Annotated in this window: 3 protein-coding genes; all 3 read left to right on the forward strand. The window is 50.5% G+C overall.

Features of this window, described 5'->3' with window-relative positions; translation table 11 throughout:
- Positions 1-648 precede the first annotated feature (648 nt).
- The 3 genes from IQ241_RS13290 (at position 649) to IQ241_RS13300 (ending at position 23,288) form a co-directional block, all read left to right on the forward strand.
- The gene (locus IQ241_RS13290; protein ID WP_228021675.1) at positions 649-1,347 is read left to right on the forward strand and encodes a hypothetical protein; all 699 of its coding nucleotides are present in this window, start codon (positions 649-651) and stop codon (positions 1,345-1,347) included.
- Between the two features lie 168 nt (positions 1,348-1,515).
- Entirely contained in the window at positions 1,516-11,067 is a 9,552-nt protein-coding gene (locus tag IQ241_RS13295) for an Ig-like domain-containing protein (RefSeq protein WP_193907922.1), read from the forward strand.
- A gap of 149 nt (positions 11,068-11,216) precedes the next feature.
- Entirely contained in the window at positions 11,217-23,288 is a 12,072-nt protein-coding gene (locus tag IQ241_RS13300) for a putative Ig domain-containing protein (protein WP_193907924.1), read from the forward strand.
- Positions 23,289-23,294 lie beyond the last annotated feature (6 nt).

Raw genomic sequence — 23,294 nt, forward strand, 5'->3', positions numbered from 1 at the left:
TGAGGGTTTTTTCATCGCTCAGGCAACTTTGACCTTGCTAGCGTTGGGGCTCAGGCTGTGTAGTCACCGCCAGGTAGAGTCGATATCATCCACTATCGGCAGGCAGATGGTCTTATCGCCTGCGATGTCTCGCTGCTTCCGCTTGGCCATGGCCTTAGCCTCCACTCGCTTGCTATGACTCTATTTTACGTCAAACAAACTTGCAAGGAGGTCGCGGCTGGCTGTCTCTATACCCTGAGCAAACTCAGCCAGTCTCAGCCAGTCTCAGATTTTCTCAGTAATCGCCAGGGCTGATGGTCGGCTGGTTGCTCGCTTCGATCATCAGGGCCAGGTGCTTGAATCCCAGCCGTCGATACCTGATCGTCGCCAGTGGGCTGTCATTTTCGCAGTTATCGGTATGCTGACAGTACATCTACGACGCTTAAACTGAAGGTTCACGGGTACTGAGCACATTAAATCCGTAAACCTTCTCTGACGAACTGGCAGTCAGTATTCCTATAACTGAGAAAGCTGCAAACAGCTTTGCAGCAATGGTGCCTTTATGTGCTTCCTCTTTAGCGAACCTAGCATTAGCAAGCACGAGATTCTAGCACAGCAGCTGAGTGAGACCTAAAATTCAGTAGGGAAAAACCCATCATGCATCAATCTGTGGCTCTGCAGGAGCTGGCTATCGTTGTTGCAGCCAACAATCATAGTCCCGCTGTCGTCAACCTCGAGTTTCTCAAATACACTGGCATCGTGCCAATGGATTGGGAACTGGCCCGTAATCCCATCTATACCCCACAGCTGGTTCAGCATACGTTCCAGAATGGCATTACGATCACGGCGCAGCCCAATCGAGTGATCTTTACGGAAGTCATCGAAGGCAAAGACTTGGCTCAGGTTGAAATAGCTAGGCTGGCCCGCAAGTATGTCCAGAGCTTGCCCAATCTAGAGTACGAAGCCGTTGGGCTCAATCCAACTGGCCATGTCACTTTTGGTGGTCAACCGGAAGCTGTTAAGAAGTACTTAAACGAAACGCTGCTAGCTCCAGGTCCTTGGCAAAACGTAGGGCAATCGCCAGCCCGGAGCACGATCAACTTCAGCTACACACTAGAGCGCAATGTGCTGAATCTTACAATCAGCGAAGCTGGAATGCGAAATGAGGACGAAACCGTTACTCCAGTTATCCTTTTTGTTGGTAATTTTATCCATCGCCCAGAGGGTAGCAGTCCTCAAGAGCTGGTGGAAAGCCTGTGCAATAATCTAGACCAGTGGCAGACGGATCTAGAAACCTACCAGGATATTATCAACCAGAATTTTTTATCTGGTCTTGGGGAAACTGTCTTACTCCCCGCTTTTGCTTAATCAATCATTTCGCGCACCAGCCTAAACGCCAGTGAGCCGATAGGCTGAGTTTCCAACTGTTCATTGACTAGCAGATTAACCCAGAAGTTGAACGCATAACGTTCGACTCTTGTTGATCTGCCTTAATTTTTTCCAACCACTTCACCTCGATATCGGAAAGGATTGGCAATGGGTAAGCCTGAAGACTTGCTGAACATCAACAGCAAAAATGTATTCGCTCAGCCGCTGCTACAGGATGCATCTCTGCTCAATGAAGTCGCGTCATTGGGTATAGAAGTATCTACTCGCTCCGGCAAGGTGAAGAAGTCGAGTCTTGACCCAATTGCCAAGGCTGGAACGGATGACCTCAGTCTCCAACCCCTGCCAACCAAACCAGCAACGCCGCTGAACTCGTCCCCAACCGTGTTTGGCAGCATTCCAGATGGGTCTACCGTCAAAACCTCCGCAGCTGACGTAGACCCAGTTACTGGAAATCCAGGCTTAACCCCACTAGCTAACGCCATTCAAGCCGCTCCGCCAGCCGCTATTCCGGTTACCCTGCCCGCCTTTGCGGTAATGGCAGAAGGGACGGTCACTGTTAATGGCAGCAGCGACTTTGATGGCGATCCCAGGAATCTGAAAGACGATGCCTTGATATATGGAGGTGCCGGGTTCACCATTAACGGGAATCCGACTCTACCCATACAGCGGGACGCTAATGGAAATCCAATTCTGGATGCCAAAGGCAAACCCCAGTTAGTTAAAGAGGCCGTTGCCGTTGCGCCAGACTACCGCGTCAGTAATGCCTCTGGAAACCACTATGCTGGACTGATTCCACCCAGTGTGGTGCCCAAGCAGGTAGTTTCAGTCACGGCCTATGCCGATATTAGACAACATGAGCTGACCCGGCGCATTCCATTGGGAACACCAACCGTTTTCTTCAACGCTCAGCAGAACCCGATTAACAATGCCAATGACTGGGCTAAGAAATTTCCAACGCCAGGGACCGCAGCGAATCCGACCGTAGTACAGGTTACCAACGGCGGGTTGACGATTCCATCTGGCGTTAACCTGAGCCATACCATTATCACCGTTGCCAATGGGGATATCAATTTCAACGGTAGCGGCCAGACCCTCAACAATACGGTGCTGGTCACGAACAACGGAAATGTGAACTTGGCGAAGGTTCGCTCTACCGATCTATCGGTTTTGGCTGCCGGTGCGATCAATATGAATGGGGGAGCCAAGTTTGGTGGCTCAACGCTGCTGGCGAATGAGACAGGCGGCATTACTTTTAACGGTTCAACATCCACGACGGATAGCGGCAGCAACCTGGCCGTTATTTCTCAGGGAAACATCACCTACAACGGCTCGTCAAACACCCGAGGAATCTTTCTGAGCGCCAAGGACTTTACCTACAACGGTAGCTCCACCCTCTATGGCGCAATCGGGGCAAAGGGGAATGTCCTGTTTAACGGTCGAGCAACAGTTATTGCCGATGCGACCATCTCTTTCCGTCCCACTCCGCCAGCCATCACCGCTGGATTGACCCGCGATACCGCTCCTGGCAACACGACGAATACAGACCGCATTACCTACGACCCAACCATTGCGGGTGCGATTTCGGTTACTAATCCCGGCATCCAGATTGGGGCCAGCGGTACGATCCCAGCGAATGGTTCATCGACCAGCGGAAATCAAATTATTGAATTCAAGGCTAGATTCGACAGTATGCCTTCAGGCAGCTATCGCAATATTCTGTCGAGCTTGCAGGCAAACGGAACGTTTAACCTCAGCCGCACGGAGCTGAACCAGATTTATGGCAGTTCGCTCACGGATGGTCCGCATTCACTGCACCTGCTAGCAAGAGATCAGTATAACAACGTTACCAATGTCGATATTGTTTTTACCCTAGATACCCGCACCGCTGCTCCAATCTTAACCCTACAGCCGACCAGCGACAGCGGACAAAGCAACCAAGACCGGATTACAAATGTCGTCGGGCCGACGATTCGCGGTACCGCAGAAGCTGGCGCTAGTCTAGAGATCTTCAATGGCAACCAGTCGATTGGGCAAACCACTGTAGCCGCTGACGGCACCTGGCAATTCACGACACCGCAGCTCGATAACGGGGTCCATACCCTGAGCGCGATCGCAACGGATATTGCTGGAAACACCAACACTTCCACAACCTTCCAGATCACAGTGGATAGCGTTCTGCCGCAAGTTAGCCTCACCCCACCGATTGACCAAGCTCCTCTCAGAGCCAATGCCCGCCTTACCGGCGTTACCGATGGCACCGGTTCCGCTATCGTTGCGCTGCGCTATCACTTTAACGACCGAGCCGAAATTGACCTGGCGGTCTCAGCAAACGGCAGCTTCGACCAGGCCATCGACTTCACCGGCATCGGCAATGGATCGCACACGCTGACGGTGATGGCGACAGATATAGCGGGCAATACGGCTACGCTTCAGTTCCAGGTAACGGTTGATCTCGATACCACGGGTCCTGTGATCGCCGCCGAGCTGGCCAATGATACCGCGCCTGATGGTACCAACCGCGATCGCGTTACGTCTGACCCCACCGTTTCTGGTACATTAGCTGACGCCAGTCAGGTGGTAGAATTTCAGGCTCGGTTTGCGGGCCTCGGCTCCGCTACGGATGTGCTCACAGACCGGCAGGCGGATGGCAGCTTCACGTTTAACCGCGATCGCCTAGAGCAGATCTATGGCGGCGCGCTGACGGACGGACAGTACAGTCTCCAGCTTGAGGCTAGGGACCAGTACGGCAATGTCTCGCAGCTGTTTGAGCTTTCCTTTGTCCTCGATACGACGCTGGCATTAAGTATTGCCCTTGACCCGGCGTTCGACTCAGCTCCGGTGGGCGACAGCCATACGACGACTGCGACGGTCAGCTTGAGCGGACTGACGGAGGCTGGCGCAACGGTGCAGCTGCTGGAAACCGGGGCGACGGTAACCGCCGACAGCAGCGGCCAGTTCTCTTTCTCGAATGTAGCCCTGGTACTCGGGGAGAACAGGTTTACGGTGGAAGCGATAGATGTCGCCGGTAATCGCAGCACCTCGCCGCTGTCAATTACTCGCCTGGCGACGAATCGGGCCCCAACTGATATTTTTCTGAGTCAGAATTGGGTGGCTGAGAACAGTCTCTCGGGTACCGTGATTGGACAGCTCACGACGCTAGACCCGGATGCTGCTGATACCCATACCTACACTTTGTTGGATAATGCAGGCGGGCGGTTCCAGCTGGTGGGTCATCAGGTACGGATTGCGCCCGGAGCGGTGCTCGATTTTGAAAGCAGCCCCAGCTACAGCATTCAAGTGCGAACCACTGACAGCGGCAGCCCCGGCCTGTTCTTTGACAAGACGCTCACAATTGACCTGACGGATGTGAATGAAGCGCCCCGCTTCACTAGCTCACCGGTGCTCAATGCTGAGGTAGGGACGCCTTATCGGTACGCGATCTCAACGGTTGATCCAGAGAGAAATCAGCGCACCATTGCGGCCAAGGACCTGCCCAGCTGGCTGACCTTGGTAGACAACGGCGATGGCACTGCGACCCTAAATGGATCTCCGACGACGGCTCAGTCGGGACTCTATCCGATCCAGCTGACGGCGACCGATGCAGGCGGCCTGCAAGCGACCCAGACTTACTTGCTGGGCGTGGATGTCATCCTCCGCGAGGGCGCAAACTTTAGCCCGACCCAGGCGGTCACCTTTAAAGTAGATCGACCCTCGATTCTTAGCTTTACCTTCGACCCCACGTTTGACCTCACCGACCTGAGCGCGATCAACGATGCGTTTGAGGTGGCGCTGGTCGATGCCGGGGGCCGGTCGCTAGTCCATACCATTGCCCAAGGCCGAGATGCTTTCTTTAACCTGACAGAAGGGGAACCGACGGCACTGGCGGTGGGCGCAACCTATTCGACTCAGTCTCGAACGGTCACGCTCAACCTTACCGGTATTCCCACCCATACGGCAGCTACGCTGGTCTTTAGGCTGGTCAATGACGATGGCGATATTACGACCAGCGTTCGAGTTCGAGATATCACGCTATCGGATGCTCCTTTGGGGATGCAGCCACAGACTGGCACAGTTCCGGGCACTGCGAGAATTCCCGCTCCAATTACGCCTGACAAACTCTCGGTTCTAGAGGATATTTCTTCTAGCATCCAAGCGGACTATCGTCGTACCACGTTTAACGCTCAGACCAAGCTGCTTTACGCGGATGTGGCTGTCACCAATAGCGGCACCTACAGTGTCGATGCGCCGCTGCTGGTTGCCATTAGCAATATTAGTGACCCTTCTGTTCTAGTGCGTGACCCCGATGGCTTCACCCCGACGAGGCTGCCCTATTACAATTTCAGTGCTCTAGTCGCAGACGGGAAGTTAGACCCAGCTGAACTGACCAGTACTCGTGCTCTGATCTTCTACAACCCCAATCAGGTTCAATTTACCTACGACCTGGTGGTGCTAGCGCAGCTGAACCAAGGGCCAACTATTCAAACGCTGCCAGTTCGGGAAGTTCTAGGTGGACAGCCTTATCTCTACGATGTCAATGCAACTGACCCCAACGGAGATGTGCTCACCTACCAGCTGCTGAGCGCGCCTCAGGGCATGGCGATTGATGCTCAGTCTGGGGTAATTAGCTGGGATACGGCGACTAGCGATCGCGGCAGTCATGCGGTACTCATTCAAGTAAGCGATAACCGAGGTGGCATTACAAAGCAAAGCTTTACCCTCTCGGTCACAGAGGAGCTGCCTAACCGCCCACCTATCTTCACGTCCACGCCTGCGGTAGATGCTTTCATTGGCCAGCGCTACGCCTATGATGCCGATGCAGTAGACCCCGATCAGGATAATCCCCTCACCTACGATCTGATCAGTGGCCCGGACGGCATGACCGTAGACCCTAGCACTGGATTGGTGTATTGGACGCCACCGCCTGCCCTAATTCTAGGAGATACCGTCTTAGGGCGAATCAATGTACCGGGTGAGATAGACGAGTTTACCTTCAGCGGTGCCATTGGACAGCGCCTTTACTTCGACCCGTTGCAATATTCGGGAAGTCACTATGACTGGCGCATGAATGTATACAGCCCTAGCGGCATCAAAGTCATTGATGCCGCAAACTTTGCATGGGATCAAAATAAGCTTATTACGCTGACTGAAGATGGCACCTATCGAACGGTCGTGCGCACCGTAGGGGATAAGGTTGGCAGCTATGGCTTTAGCGTGATCAACCTCAGCCTAGTCCCGGTTGTTCCCTTTGATGTAGTTGTCAAAGGACAACTCAGTCCTGGCTCTGAAGATGATGTCTTTCGCTTCACAGGCAATCGAGGTCAAAAACTCTTCTTCGATCAGCTGAGTAAAAGCGGTGACTTTGACTGGGTTTTGTACGATGCTAACAATCAGGTGGTGCAATCCAGCTATTACTTCAGCGACATGGAGGTCAATTTACCTTCTAATGGTGAGTATGTCCTGACTTTGCGAGGACGTTCTGGGTTTAGCAGTACGGCTGATTATGCATTCAGCATCGTCACGCCGGACTTGATTACTACACCGATTACGTTAGGTAACGTGGTCAGCGGCACCATCGGCGAAAAGGGCGAGCAGGACATTTATACCTTCACAGGGAGCATTGGGCAGCGGCTGTTCCTGGATGTTCTCACATACAGTGGCAGCTACTACTCACAAAGGCTCTACCTGTACAGTCCTAGCGGCGTCACTTATCTTAACCGCTACCTAACTTATGGTGATGAAGGGCCATTCACGCTTACAGAAGCGGGTACCTATCGCCTAGTGATTGATGCTAGCGGAGAAGATACGGGCAGTTACAGCTTTAATCTGCTAGATGTTGGACAAGCTACACCAATCAGCTTAGACGTCAGCCAAAGCGGTCAACTTAGCCCTGGGCAGGAGACACATCTCTATACCTTCACAGGTAACACGGGGCAAATCCTGTTCTTCGACTCCATGATGAACTCATCTGGGTCATGGACGCTCTACGACTCTGGTAATCAAAGAGTTGATGGCACAAGCCTCAGGAGCGACTTTGAGGTTAACCTATCTCAATCGGGTACTTACACTCTCGTCCTGCAAGGCGATCAAAACAAGGCGATTAATTACCAGTTTCAAATCATCACACCCGAAATATCAACGACGGAATTAACTCTCGGCAGTACTGTTAGCGGCACGATTAGTGAAAAGGGCGAACAGGACATCTATACTTTCACAGGCAGTGTTGGGCAACGGCTGTATCTGGATGTTCTAACCTATAGCAGCAGTTATTCACAGAATCTTTACCTCTATAGCCCTAGTGGTGTCGTATATCTTAGTCGCTCGCTTGGCTCTGGTGATACAAATCCATTCACGCTTAAAGAAGATGGAACCTATCGCCTAGTAGTTGATGGAGCAGGAGAGAATACAGGAAGCTACAGCTTTAGCTTATTAGATGTTGAACAAGCTACACCTGTAGAATTAGACGTTAGCCAAAGCGGCCAGCTCAGTCCTGGACAGGAGACACATTTGTATACCTTCACAGGTAACGCAGGGCAACGGCTATACTTCGACTCCATGATGAACTCATCTGGGTCATGGGCGCTCTACAACTCTGGTAATCAGCAGGTGGAGGGCACGAATCTCAATAGCGATTTTGAAGTTATCCTTTCTCAAACAGACACTTATACTCTAGTCCTGCAAGGAAATAGGAATTCCCCAATTGACTACCAGTTTCAGATCATTACGCCGGAGACAACGACAGCGGACTTAATCCTGGGCAATTCTATTAGCGGCACTATTGCTGAGAAAGGTGAGCAAGATGTCTACACTTTTACAGGAAGCATTGGACAACGGCTATTCCTAGATGTTCTCGCATACAGTGGCAACCACGTACAAAAACTCTACCTCTACAGCCCTAGTGGAGTCATATATCTTGATCGCTCCTTATCCTCTGGCGATGCGGCACCATTCACTCTCACAGAAGCTGGCATCTATCGCTTAGTAATCGATGGAGCAGGGGAGAGTACGGGCAGCTATAGCTTTAATCTGCTGGATGTTGGACAAGCTACACCAATCAGCTTAGACGTTAGCCAAAGCGGTCAACTTAGCCCCGGGCAAGAGACACACCTGTACACCTTTGAAGGCAATGCCAGGCAGCGGCTGTTCTTCGACTCCATGATGAACTCATCTGGGTCATGGACACTCTACAACTCTGGCAATCAAAGAGTGGATGGCACAAGCCTCAACAGCGATTTTGAGGTTACCCTATCTCAGTTAGACACGTATACTCTAGTCCTACAGGGCAATCGAAGCGAGGCGATTGACTACCAGTTTCAGGTCATTACGCCTACGGTAAACACGGTGGAATTAACTCTGGGTAACACCGTTAGCGGTGCCATTGGTGAAAAGGGCGAGCAGGATATCTATACTTTTATAGGTAATGTCGGACAACAGCTGTTTCTGGACGTTTTAACCTACAGCGGCAGCTATGCACAAAGCCTATTCCTTTATAGTCCTAGCGGGGTTGTACAGCTTAACCGCTATTTGAGTTCCGGCGATTCGGTGCCATTTACTCTCACAGAAAGTGGTACCTATCGCTTGGTCGTCGATGGAGTTGGGGAAAATACAGGCAGTTACAGTTTCCGAATGGCAGACCTTGCAGCAGCATCTGACTTAGCGCTCGATACGCCTACAAACGATGACCTACTCCCTCAAGCGGTTCGTTTTTACCAACTTAAGGGTACACCTGGACAGCGCCTTCAGTTTGATAGCTTATCAGCCGTACCAGGAGCAGACTGGGTGATATATGGACCCGGAAATTTTGTTCTGGGCTCCGCGCCTCTTAGTAACGACTTTGAAGTTGAGCTGATCAGTGTCGGGACTCATTTTCTTGCAGTACGAAATTCTAGCAATAATGCCGTCAGCTATAGCATTCAAGTCAACACACTACCCTCTCTCAGTGTTGAAAATACCGGCTTAGGCATTATCCATAGTGGTGTTAGTGCCAGCACACCCACGAGCAAGTCATTTACAGCAGCAGCCGGAACGCTCATTTATTTTGATGGTCAGGGCACTTCTTCTGGAGTGTATGCTCGTCTATCAGATCCAAAAGGAGATCAGATTTTTAATATTAATGCGTATAGAGACTCGGGTTCCATTCTTCTAAGACAGTCAGGCGCTTATACCTTGCAATTGACAGGAAATGGCAGCTACCAGTATCGGGTAATTGATCTGGGAACAGCAAAGGATTTGGTACTGAATACCGTTACTAACGTCACACTCAGTCCGATAACCGCAACTACAGCTTATAAATTTACGGGTACATTCGGACAACAGCTGTATTACGATGCATTAAACAGTAATTATCCGAACGTTTCAGTTCGCCTGGTAACACCTAGCGGACGTGAACTATTCAACAGTAGCGCTCAAGACGACCAGAATCTCTATCAGACATTAACTCTGGATGAGGCAGGGACTTTTTATCTGCTGTTTTCAGGAAGTCAATCCGCAGCTAGCAGCGTCAGTTTTCGACTGTTTGACAAGGCTCAAGTACAGTCGATTACTTTAGATCAAGAGGTGACGGGGCGCTTTACGAATAGTCGCCAAAGCGATCTTTACCGATTTGCAGCTAATGCTGGACAGTATATGTATGTTAATCAGCAGGCGGGCGGTTCTCCTAACCAGTGGTATCTGTTTGGCCCTGGAGGGCTAAAACTTTCAAACAACACCTATTACAATTCCAACTATATCTACACTGATCAGGAGTTTACGTTGTCGGCTGACGGAGAATATCTGCTGGTGATGCGGGGCAACGGTAGCAGTAATCTAGACTACAAGTTCACTTTGGTCACGCCTGAGTTTGTGACTCAGGAGCTGCCCCTCAACCAAACCGTCAGCGGTACGCTTTCGGAGCCAGGCGAGAATGACATCTATACCTTCACGGGTGCTGTAGGCCAACAGCTGTTCTTTGATGCGCTGAATAGCAATAGCCCTGGCTTCACCGTCAGAGTATACAGTCCGACCAATCAACAGGTCTATAGCTCTGCCATTCAGAATGATTTTCATCTAGGCCATACCTTTACTCTAGCTGAGAGTGGTAACTATCGGCTTATCATCGATGGGGATGGAGATGCGATAGGTAACTATAGCTTCCGACTGCTGAACAAAGCTGAAGCACAGCTGATCGCCCTAGACCAAGAGGTCATAGGTCGTTTCGCAAATAGTCGCCAAAGCGACCTCTACCGCTTCATGGGCAATGCCGGACAGTACCTTTATGTCAATCAGCAGGCAGGCAACTATCCAAACGAGTGGTATCTGTTCGGACCTGGTGGCTTAAAGGTTCTAAGTACATATATCTACAATGACAAAGAATTTACCTTACCAGCAGATGGAGAATACCTGCTGGTGATGCGGGGCAATGGTAGCAGTAATCAAGACTACAAGTTCACTTTAGTCACGCCTGAATTTGTGACTCAAGCGCTACCTCTTAACCAAACCGTTAACGGTACTCTGTCTAAGCCAGGCGAGAATGACATCTACACCTTTAGCGGCACTGTAGGACAGCAACTCTTCTTTGATGCGCTGAATAGCAGTAGCCCTGGCTTCACCGTCAGGGTAAGCGCAAGAATCAATAAAGACTGCCTTATTGAGAAAAATGGCCGCGCCTATGTCAACAGGGTAAAGCTATTGAGAAAGGCGAGTACGAAAAACTGGGGCTTCTAGCCACGTCTGCAGCGCCCAAAAGCCAATGCATACTTTGGATACGATTTTCTTGCGCTTACCCTGGCTTCACCGTCAGAGTATACAGTCCGACCAATCAGCAGGTCTATAGCTCTGCTATTCAGGATGACTGGAGATTAGACCGAACCTTTATGCTGGCTGAAAGCGGCACTTATCGGCTTGTCATTGATGGAAATGACGATCGCGTCGGTGAGTACAAATTTCGACTATTGGACAAAGCAGCAGCAGCATTGATTACCTTAGATCAAGAGGTAATAGGGCGTTTTCCAGACAGTCGGCAAAGCGATCTTTATCGCTTTACAGGCAGCACAGGACAGTATGTGTATGTCAATCAGCAGGTCGGCGGTTCTCCTAACCAGTGGTACTTGTTTGGCCCTGGAGGACTAAGAGTTTCGTCTGAATACATCTATAATGACCAAGAGTTTGCCCTGCCTGCAGATGGTGAATACTGGTTGGTAATGCGGGGCAATGGCAGTAGCAATCTGAACTACAAGTTTACTTTGGTCACGCCTGAATTTAGCACTCAGAATCTGTCGCTCAACCAAACGATTAGCGGTACTCTGACTGAGCCAGGTGAGAATGATACCTACACCTTTAATGGTGCTATCGGTCAGCAACTGTTCTTCGATGCGCTCAACAGCAATAGCCCAGGCTTTACAGTCAGATTGTACAGTCCGACCAACCAGCAGGTCTATAGTTCCGCAATCCAGAGCGACTGGCGACTAGATCGGACTTTTGTACTGTCTGAGAGCGGTACCTATCGGCTCGTTATTGACGGAGATGGCGATCGCACGGGTGACTACAGTTTTCGGTTACTAGACAAAGCCGCAGCCACGTTAATCAACCTAGATCAAGAGGTTACAGGAAAGTTCACAGATAGCCGCCAAAGCGATCTTTATCGCTTCACAGGCAGTACTGGACAATACATGTACGTCAACCAGCAAATGGGCAGTTCCAACGAGTGGTACTTGTTTGGCCCAGGTGGACTAAAGGTTTCGAGCGATCAAATTTACGATGACCAAGAGTTTGTGCTGCCTGCGGATGGAGAGTACCTGCTAGTCATGCAGGGCAAGGGTTATACTCCTTCAGACTATCAGTTCACGCTGGTTACGCCTGAGTTTGTGACTCAGGCACTGCCTCTCAATCAAGTTATCAGCGGCACTCTAACTGAGCCAGGAGAGAATGATACCTATACCTTTAGTGGTGCTATCGGTCAGCAGCTATTCTTTGACGCTCTAAGCGCAACCTACTTCAGAGCTAAGCTTTATGACCCCATTGGACGCGAAGTTTTCAACCTCGACAGTCGCTATGATCGGGGTCCTAGCGATGGATTGCTTCTTTCGATGAATGGAACCTACCGGGTTGTCATCGATGGAGTTGGCGATCGCACCGGCGACTACAAGTTCCGTTTGCTAGATAAAGCCGCGGCTACGGTCGTCTCATTCAATACCGAGGTCAAAGGAACCTTTGAGCAGGACGGAATTGGAAGCGAGCTTTACCGCTTTACCGGTGTAGCTGGGCAGTCTATATACCTAGACACGGGTAGTGGTCAATACCCAAACAGCTGGATTCTGTACGGCCCAGGCGGGCAGCACATTTCCAACGGCTATGTGCAGGATAATTACAACTATTCCTACGCTGACGATTATGAGTTTACCTTGCCAGCAACGGGCGAATACTTGCTGGTCATGCAGGGCAAAGGGGCAGTCAATGTCAATTTCAAATTCAAGTTAGTTACACCGGAAACCCTCTCTACCTCTCTGACAATAGGCACTCTCGTCACCGGCAACATCAGTAATGCTGGTGAACAGGACATCTATACCTTTGATGGCATCGTCGGTCAGCAGCTATACTTTGATGCCCTAAAAGGCAATTCAAATCTGAAGGCGCGGCTGATTGGCCCCGGTGGTGCTGTAGTTCTTGACAAAAATACGAACGGTGATTGGGGAGGCTTCAACCTAACGGAGACAGGAACATACCGCCTTTTAATTGATGGAGAGAAAGCGACAACTGGCGAATATAGCTTTATCCTAAGCGATCGCGCCTTGTCCCCTGCCCTAACCCTGGATACTGCGATCGCGGGCAGCCTCAATCCAGGAAATCAGGCCAAGCTGTACCAATTTACTGGAAAGACTGGGCAGCGCCTCAAATTTGCCCTGGAGGCCGCTAGCTGGAACGGTGCCAACTGGGTCCTCTACAACCCGAGCGGCGGAATTGCGAAAGCTCCTACAGCTAGTAGCCCAGACTTTGCTGCCACTATCGGAGCTGACGGTCTGTATACCTTGGCCATTTTAGGCAATAGTAGTGCACCGATAAGTTACAGCTTCAAAGTAACAGACCTTCAAGCAGAGCAGATTACCAATACTGGGTTGAATACTATCCAGAGCGGTAGCTTATCTGCTGGTCAGGTCAACGACTACAGCTTTTCAGCGACTGCTGGCACATTGATATACTTGGATAGCCACACTAACAGTTCAACTTGGTACCTGCGGACTCGCCTCTTAAACCCAGATGGAACATTTGTATTTAATAATGAGGATGCAAGAAATAACCGAGGACCTATCCTTTTAGAGCAGTCAGGCACCTATACGCTACAAACATATGGCACATATAGCAATACTATTGGAAATTACCAGTTTAATCTGTTGGAATTACCCAGGGATATTGCCTCACCGAATCCTAACGCCTTGAGAATCGGCGAAATCAACACAGAAAACTTAAGCTCTCGCCAGTCAAAAGTTTACATTTTTGAGGGAGCAATTGGTGAAAAATTTGCCCTGAACGCGTTAGTGGGACAAAATGTTAAGGCAACAGTTTACGATCCGAATGGTAGCCAACTATTTTCTAACAGTTTGTATTGGTATGGCGATAGCAAACCTCTAACGCTGTCTCAAAGCGGGCTATACTATCTCGTAGTTGAAAACTATGACACAGCTAGCCAGAACTACTCATTTCAGCTGTTAAACATCTCAAACCTTCCTGAAATTCGCTATGGTCTTCCTGTTTCTGGCTCATTGAAGAACGGACAGGAAAATCATTTCTATAAACTGCAAGCGCAGGCTGGTGAGCGGCTGTTTTTCGATCATCTCACCACGACTGCACCGAATAGTAACTTTCGCTGGAAGCTTTTTGGACCTAGCAACAATTTACTCTTTGATACAGCGCTTCAGTCAGACTTTGAGTTCGCTATTCCAACCACAGGAGAATACTATCTCAAAATTGAAGGTGGTAATACTCTAGGCAAGGTTGACTACAGCTATAGGGTACTTAAGCATACAGCTGCCGTTCGAGATGTGATTATCCCCGGCACAGGTGAGACAGCTGCCAATGATACGGATTCGCTTGGTTTAATACCCGTACAGCTTTCGGTCAAGGACTCCAGGAGAGCGAGCTCAGTTCAAAACTTCAATGTAAAACTTTGGGCCGATCCGGACAATGGTAATCCAATTATTACCAGTATCCCGGAACCTAGGTTTAGCTTAGCGGATAAAGTCTATCGCTACCAGCTCAAGAGCATCGATCCTGATGCGGATAACTTGAGTTACCGATTATTGGAATCTCCCCTCGGTGCTTTGATTGATAACGAGTCCGGAGAAATTCTCTGGTACCCAGAAAACACAGTTAATCCAGGTAGCACAGTCAACTTCAAAGTAGAGGCATCTGACCGGCGCGGTGGAAAGGCCGTTCAGTCCTTCAGTGTAGATGTCTTTAGTAGTTTAGGCAAAATCCAAGGGGTTGTTTTCAACGATTTAAATGGCAATGGAATTCCTGATTCCAAACTCATCAAGGGTGATAATCCAGATGTTTTCTTTGTTATTGATGTATCTGGCAGTATGGGCGGTCGTTATGTGGATTGGACTACTGTCGATTTGAACACCGTTTTTGATCAGGCATTATCGCCACTAGATCAAGAATTAGGGTCTATCATTGCTCTGAGCGATTTCCTGATTGCACGCGGCTTTGGTGATACATCCCAAATAGGAGTAATTACTTCTGGGCAAAGTTTGTATGATATGGATCCCTCTATGCCTGGCATTCAGGTGTCTACGACTCCATTGGCCGACAATAACAATAATGGTATTCGAGATATTCTAGAAGTCCTTAATCGGCAACCTGGGGGCGGTGGCTCTGATACTAGTGGTTTAGAAACAGCATGGGTACTTCAGCAAGTAACAGATAGAGATGCCAATATCATCTTTATGTCTGATGGCTTCATCAGTGTTGACACTCGATTAGTAGCAGACATTAAGGCTGACGGCGTTAATATACAAGCATTTGGTTTTGCCCAAAATGGTATGGATACAATGCGTTTGGTCGAACCTAACGCTCTATACATTAGTAGCCCAAATAGTATTGAAAATATCTTCAGTGGTTTTGATACTCGATACATTCTCGAACCATTGATGGAAAATGTAACAGTTTACTTGGATCTGAACGAAAATGGTGTCTTAGACGTTGATGAACCGTTTCAGATAACTAAATCTACAGAGGAAACTAACTTTGGTGATAGTCGCTATCAATTTAGCTTTGACGATCTACTACCTGGCACCTATACTATTCGGCAAGTCATTCCTAGCGGTTACACACAGACTTCCCCAAGTTCTTATAGCTTCGTAGACACCGTAACTGTTGCTGGTGGAGAAGCATTTACTCATTGGTTTGGTCTGAACAAGGTTGCTGAACCTCCTAATCAAGATCCGGCTTTTCATAGTATCGCTCCCTCCCCGGCTCTGAAACTCGGTGAACATTTTCTTTATCGTGCAGTAGCTCACGACCCAGATGCGAATCCTTTGACTTACGACCTTCCCCTTGGACCAGAGGGAATGGTCATTGATCAAAAAACCGGTGAACTAACTTGGATTCCCAAAGCCAACCAAGTTGGAAAATTTAACGTCATCTTACGGGTAAAAGATGATCAGGGCGGCTTCGCCTTACAGACTTTCACAGGGGAAGTCCTACCTAAAAACACTGCGCCTTTGTTTACGTCAGCGCTGCCCGCTACGGTTAAACCCCAAGTCGGAAACCTCTTCCAGTATCAGGCTAAGGCAATCGATGCCGACGGTGATACGCTGACCTACTCGCTGCTCACCGGTGCTCCCAACGGAATGACCATTGATGCGACGACTGGGCTGCTCCGGTGGACTCCTACCGCAGTAGGAACCCAAGAAGCCACAATTAAGGTGATCGACGGCAAGGGTGGTGAGTCGCTTCAGAAACTCGCTCTGACGGTGAATCCAGCAGCCGCGAATCAAGCCCCAACGATTACTTCTACACCGCGCACCACGGTCCAGCTCGGCAATACCTTCTTTTACCAGGTTTCAACCTCTGACGCTGAGGGCGATCGCGTTTCCTATTCACTGGAAACCGCCCCTGCTGGAATGACCCTCCAGGACGGTGTAATCAGCTGGACGCCGACTGCGGCCCAGTCTGGCACCCATCCCGTCACTATCAAAGTCAGCGATGGCAAACTGGCCACCACCCAATCCTTCCCGCTGACGGTAGCCCATCAGTCGGTCAACTATGCCCCGACGATTACCTCGGCCCCGAACCTGGTGACGAATCTGGAGCAGACCTATGTCTATGACCTGGTCGGTAGCGACCCGGATGGCGATCGCGTGTTCTGGAGTCTAGAGAAAGCTCCCTCTGGCATGGTGATCGACGCCGAAACAGGTGCGCTGCGCTGGCAGCCTCAGCCGGGTCAGATTGGCACCCATCAGGTCTTGGTGAAGATCACCGATGCCGCTGGCTTAGAATCTGCTCAGGAGTTCACGCTCAAGGTGACGGGCACGAATACGCCCCCGGCCATTCTTTCGACGCCGATCACTCGGGCTGCTCAGGGGCAGGCTTACAGCTACACCGTAGTCGCAACCGACCCAGAAAACGACCCGATCGCTTTCAGTTTGGGCCGCCGACCCGAGGGCATGACGATTGGCTCAGACGGCATAATCCGATGGACGCCAAAATCCACTCAGCTTGGCGCTCAGCTGGTCGAAGTGCTGGCCACCGACAGCCAGGGCGGGACGACTACCCAGCGCTTTACCGTTGAGGTTGGGACGGCAGCAATCAATCATGCGCCAACGATTACCTCGACGCCCGTTTTCTTGGCGATGCCAACCCAGGGCTATGTCTACCAGGTTCAGGCGACCGATATCGATGCGGGGGACATGCTGACCTATCAGCTGCTGGACGGTCCCACCGGAATGACTATCGACGCGGCAACCGGCAAGCTCGAATGGGCCATGCCCACTATAGGAGCACATCAGGTGGTCGTGGGCGCTGTAGACTCCAAAGGGGTAGGAGCGGCCCAAGGCTTTACCCTGACCGTGCGGCAAAACCATGCGCCGGTGATCACCTCTACCGCCCCAGAGACCGCCATGCTGGGGACGACCTATCGCTACGACGTGCGGGCTACCGATGCCGATGGCGATCGCATCTTCTACCGCCTCGACCCGGCTTCCCTAGCCCAGGGCCTCAGCATCGACGCGCTAGGCCGCATTGCCTGGACGCCGACTGTCGCTGACATCGGTCAGTCCTACCCAGTGACGATTACCGTCACCGACGAGCAAGGCGCTACCCAGCAGCAAAGCTTCACACTGAGCGTTGCTCAGGATACCCAAGCTCCCACGGTGACGGTGTTTGCCACCCAGTCGCTGGTGGATGTGGGCTCAACCGTCACCCTAGTCGCCCGCGCCACGGATAATGTGCGGGTGGCCAACCTGACGCTGGTAGTCGGCGGCCAGGCCGTCGTCCTCGATGCCAATGGCCGGGCCACGCTGCGAGTCGAGCAGGCCGGTGAGCTGACCGCAGTAGCCGCTGCCATCGACGCGGCAGGCAACCGCAGCCAGGCGACGACGACCATCCAGGTAATTGACCCAACGGCACCGTTTGACCCAGACCTGTCCTTTGACCTGCCCGAAGTCGTCACCGCCCCGACGCAGTTCAACGTGGCTGGCACCGGCGTGGTCGGCTATAAGCTAGAGGTCGCGCCGATAGCGGGCGGGCAGTGGCGCACCCTGACGGAAAAGCAGGGCGACATTGCTACCGATGAAACGGCAACTTTTGACCCTTCTTTGCTGGAGAATGACACCTACCTGGCCCGGCTGACGCTCTATGGGGCCAACGGCAGTGTGGTGTTCGTCGAAGACACGGTGAGCGTGGCCGGTGAGCTGAAGCTGGGCAACTTCCGGCTGTCGTTTACCGACTTGAGTATTCCAGTCGCGGGCATCCCTATCAGCCTGACCCGCACCTATGACTCGCTGACGGCATACACGACTGATGACTTTGGCTTCGGCTGGCGGATGGAGTTCCGCGATACCGACCTTAGAACGAGCCTCAGACGCACTGAAGAGCAAGAGCTCGTCGGCATCTATCCGGGCTTCAAGGATGGCACCCGGGTCTACATCACGCTGCCGGGCGGTCAGCGGCAGGGCTTTACCTTTAAGCCCACGGGCGACCGGCTGAACCAGTTCTTTGGCGCGGCTCCAGAAGCGGCACTGTATCATCCGGCGTTCGAAGCCGACAAGGGGGTGACCAGTACGCTGACGGTGAAGGATGTGCGCATCACCCGTGGCGGCACGGACCAGTATGCTGGTTTGGTGGGCAATCCTTACAATCCGGCTGACCCGATTTACGGCGGCATCTATGTGCTGACGACTAAAGATGGCACGGTCTATGAGATTGACGGTCAAACCGGGGACCTGCTGACGGTGACGGATGCCAACGGCAACCGGCTGACCTATACCGATGAGAGCATCACTAGCTCTACCGGACAGAAGGTGACCTTTGAGCGCGATAGTCAAAACCGGATCACCGCGGTAAAAGACCTGATGGGTGAGCTGATTCGCTACAGCTATGATGCGATGGGTGACCTGGTAGCGGTGACCGACCGGCTGGGCAACACGACGCGGCTGGTCTATGACGCAGAGCGGCAGCATTATCTCAAGGAAATTATTGACCCGCTGGGTCGCAGTGGGGTGAAGTCGGAGTATGACGAGAATGGTCGCTTGCGTAAGCTGCTGGATGTCAACGGCGAAGCGGTTGAGCTAGTCTATGATCCAGCCAACTCACAGCAGACGGTCAAGGATGTCTTTGGCAACCCGACTACCTATGTGTATGACCAGCGCGGCAATGTCGTCACTGAGGTTGATGCTTTGGGAGGAATCACTCAGAGAACCTACGACCGTGACGACAATTTGCTGAGTGAAACAGACCCGGATGGCATTGTTACGACCTATACTTACGACAATAGTGGCAACACAATTACGATCAAAGACAGCGCAGGCAACATTACATACATGTCTTATGGCCAGTATGGTCGGCTGCAATCAGTAACATCACCTACCGGATTGTCTATTACATTTGAGTATGACAAACGTGGCAATCTGTTGTCTAGCACCGATAGCAATGGCTTGCTAACAACCTACCAGTATGACTCTAGAGGCAGATTGCTTAAGCAAGTCGGGCCAGATGGTCAAATAATGGTTTATGGCTATGACGCTTTGGGTAATCCCAATCGCATGGTTGATAGTCGCGGCAATGAAGTAACCTCGACCTATGACCGTAACGGTAGGATGCAGAAAGCCACTACGGAATTTGTTGTCAACGGTGAGACATACGTTCACAGCACTAGCTTTATTTATGATTCAGAAGGTCGCACCCTGTCTAGCACTAATGCTCAGGGCAACACTCAATCGAATGTTTACAATTCTCTGGGTCAGGTCGTTTCCACGATTGACATTCTTGGCAATGTGACATCCTTTGTCTATGATGATGCGGGTAGAGTCATTGGAATCACTCTACCAGATAATACACCTGACAATCCCGACGACAATCCAAAGGTGTTCAACGAATATGATTTAGCTGGACGGTTGATCTCAGAGACTTCTGCAACAGGGTTAGTAACTCGATATAGCTATGACGTGTTAGGAAGACTCATTGAAACAATATTGCCAGATGAAACGCCTGATACTTTCGATGACAATCCGAGGATTACAACTGAATATACTGTTGCAGGACGCATCAAAGCTAGAACCGATGTCTTCGGTAATCGTGAAACTTATGAGTACGATAGCATTGGTCGTCTGATTAGGAAAACCGATATCTTAGGCAATAAGACAGATTTTGCTTATACCGTAGGCGGGCAAGTAGCCTCTGTCACCGATTTGCGGGATCGCGCCACTCAGTTTGTCTATGACGATAAGTCTCGTCTGACCGAAACCCATTACTTCGATGGGACTAAAGCAACATTCACCTATGACAAACTAGGGCGCGTTGTCGCTGAAACAAATCAGTTGAATCAAACAACGCAGTATAAATATGATGCCTTTGGTCAGGTAATAGCAGTCATCGATGCGTTAGGTGAACGCACAGTATTTGAATATGATACTCGCCAAAATCTTGTAAAAGTCACTAATGCGTTAGGATATACAACTTACTACGAGTACGACCAATATAATCGTCAGGTCGCGACCAGGTATCACACTGGTGACCGGATAGGAAAGGGCTACGACAGCTTTAATCGTCTTATCAGCATTACTGATGAGAATGGTTACACTACTCGGTATGACTACAGTAATCTTAATCAGCTCACGACCATCAGTCAGGCCAATGGCGCTCTAACTAACTATACATACGACATTCTAGGCCGACTGACACAAATTGAAGACCCCAATCAAAATGTAACTCGGTACGCATATGATGCCTTTAATCGTACAGTTTCAACAACTTTGCCAATGGGTCAGCAAGATCAAATGGTCTATGACAAGTTTGGCTTGGTTTCAAGCTATACTGACTTCAATGGCGATACCCTCTTGTACACCTATGACCAGTACGGTCGTATAACGCAAAAATCGTTTAGCAATACCAATGTTGCCTCTGTTTCTTACACTTATGACCCTGTTACTTCCCAGCTTATAGAGGTCACCGATGGTCGTGGAACTACTAGCTATCACTATGACGAACGAGATCGGCTCGCTGCGATCACAAATCCAGATGGTAAGTCGGTTGGCTATGGCTATGACGTACTGAATAATCTGACCTTGCTCAAAACGGAGGCTGGCCAGATAACTTACACCTATGATGCGCTCAATCGCTTGGATACCGTTCAAGAAGCAGGGCGTTTACTGGCTGACTATGACTATGACGCCGTTAGCAATCTGATCCAAACTCGTCAAGCAGATGGCACTTCGGAAACTCGCCAGTATAATGCTCGCAATCGGCTTATAGAGCTAGAAACAAAAGATGCAGCTGACAATCTCCTCTCTAGCTATCGCTATACGTTAGACGCGGTTGGCAACCGAACCCAGGTCTTTGAGCATTCAGGCCGTACGGTCAGCTATGTCTACGACGAGGTAAATCGCTTAACGGAAGAAGCCATCATAGATTCCGTGGCGGGGAACCGCACCGTTAGCTACAGTTACGACCTAGCCGGGAATCGTCTCTCGCGGAATGACTCAGTCAATGGATTGACAAGCTATCTTTATGATGCCAACAATCGCCTGACTCAAATGACTCTGGGCTCCGAGGTAACGCAGTTTGCTTACGATGCCAACGGATCTATGTTGAGTCGCTCGAATGGTACTGAGTCCGTTGCCTATACTTGGCTTAATGATGGTGAAAATCGCCTGATAGGCATCACCATCAACGATGGCGACAACGTATCACAGATTAGCTATCTCTATGATGCTTTTGGTAACCGGGTTACCAGCATCGCCAATGGAGAAAAAACTAACTATCTAAGCGCTTCGATCTGGAATTTGCCTCAGGTCTTGCTGACGTATGACGAAAATGGTCAGGTGATCACTGACTATACCTACGGGCTCGATCTAATCCGTTCTCGCGAGGCAGGCACTGAACGCATCTATCATCAAGATGGATTGGGCTCAACCCGTCTGCTGACAGATAATACGGGGCAGGTTATAGATCGCTACGTCTATGATGCCTATGGTCGTCTGATTGCGCATGATGGCAATGCTGACAACGCCTATCAGTTTGCTGGTGAGCAGCGGGATTCGCAGACCGGCTTGGACTACCTGAGGGCAAGGTACTATGACTCTGACTTAGGACGCTTCATCTCCAAAGATGCGTTCTCTGGTATGCTTGGCGACCCGATGAGTCAGCATGACTATCAGTATGCTCATGCTAATCCGGTCAATTTTACTGACCCTACTGGCTACTTTTCATTACAGGAAGCTTTGTCAGTTACTGCAATGCTCAGTATCACAGCTAGTTTAGGTGCTTCAGCGGGATACTTAGGAGGAGCGATCGCGGGCGGCAGCGTCCGCAGTGCGGAGGATCTAGTCAGCTTGCTAGACCAGTGGGTGGCTGGCTTTGCTCACTTTGTGAGCTTTGGAGCAACTACCTACATCCGCAATAACTACATCGGTGGTGTTGCTCCACAGCATCACTCGGGTTTCCTATGGAATATGGGTCAGCTCGCTGGTGCGGGCACTGCCCTGTTGATGGGTGCTGCTGTACCTGACAAGCTCTCGTTCACCATGGGCCGCGCTGCGTGGCTGGCGACCGCTTATGAAGGAGCTTCCTCGTTTAGTGCAGCTTGGCAGACAGGTACAAACACTCGAAACGGGCAGCTGGGATGGAGTGATGCGTTTACGCTATTGCCTCTGATTCCTTTTGCTCTGAGTTCCAATGGCACGAAGGCATTCTTAGGAGCTGCCCAAGACGTTAATCAACGCCTCAAAAACTGGGGCAATATGAATGTTAGCGCCTGGACAGGACAGATTCCGAAGGGCACGAGCAAAGAGATTGGCACAGCTATTAGCGAAATCGGTTCCAAGGAGGAAGCTGCCGCTCGCATAGCAGGTGCTTTAAGATATAAAATTCTAGGTACAAACCTTGAGCAAGGAGGAAAATTTAGTCCTATCGAGGCGCTAGGAGCTACCCGAATAGAAAATATCATAGGTAGAAGACTATCGCCTTCTGATATTGAAGGAGTCGATTTTATCGACGGCGGAAACCTAGGTAAAATTCAGCTTAAAGGGCCATATTTGACGGACGACTTGCAGCCGCTCTCACCTGAGCGCCAACAGAAGGCAATTGCGAGTGTTTTGCGAAAGATCCAAGGTAACACTGCTCCAGATACATTTGTGATAGACACATTAGGATTATCCAACGAAGCATATACTCAGCTTAACCAAGCAGTACAGCAATTACCGAATGCTCAGAAGGTTCGATTCATTAGATAGGAGAAA

It is taken from the genome of Vasconcelosia minhoensis LEGE 07310 (assembly GCF_015207255.1).
Classification (GTDB): Bacteria; Cyanobacteriota; Cyanobacteriia; order Phormidesmidales; family Phormidesmidaceae; genus Vasconcelosia; species Vasconcelosia minhoensis.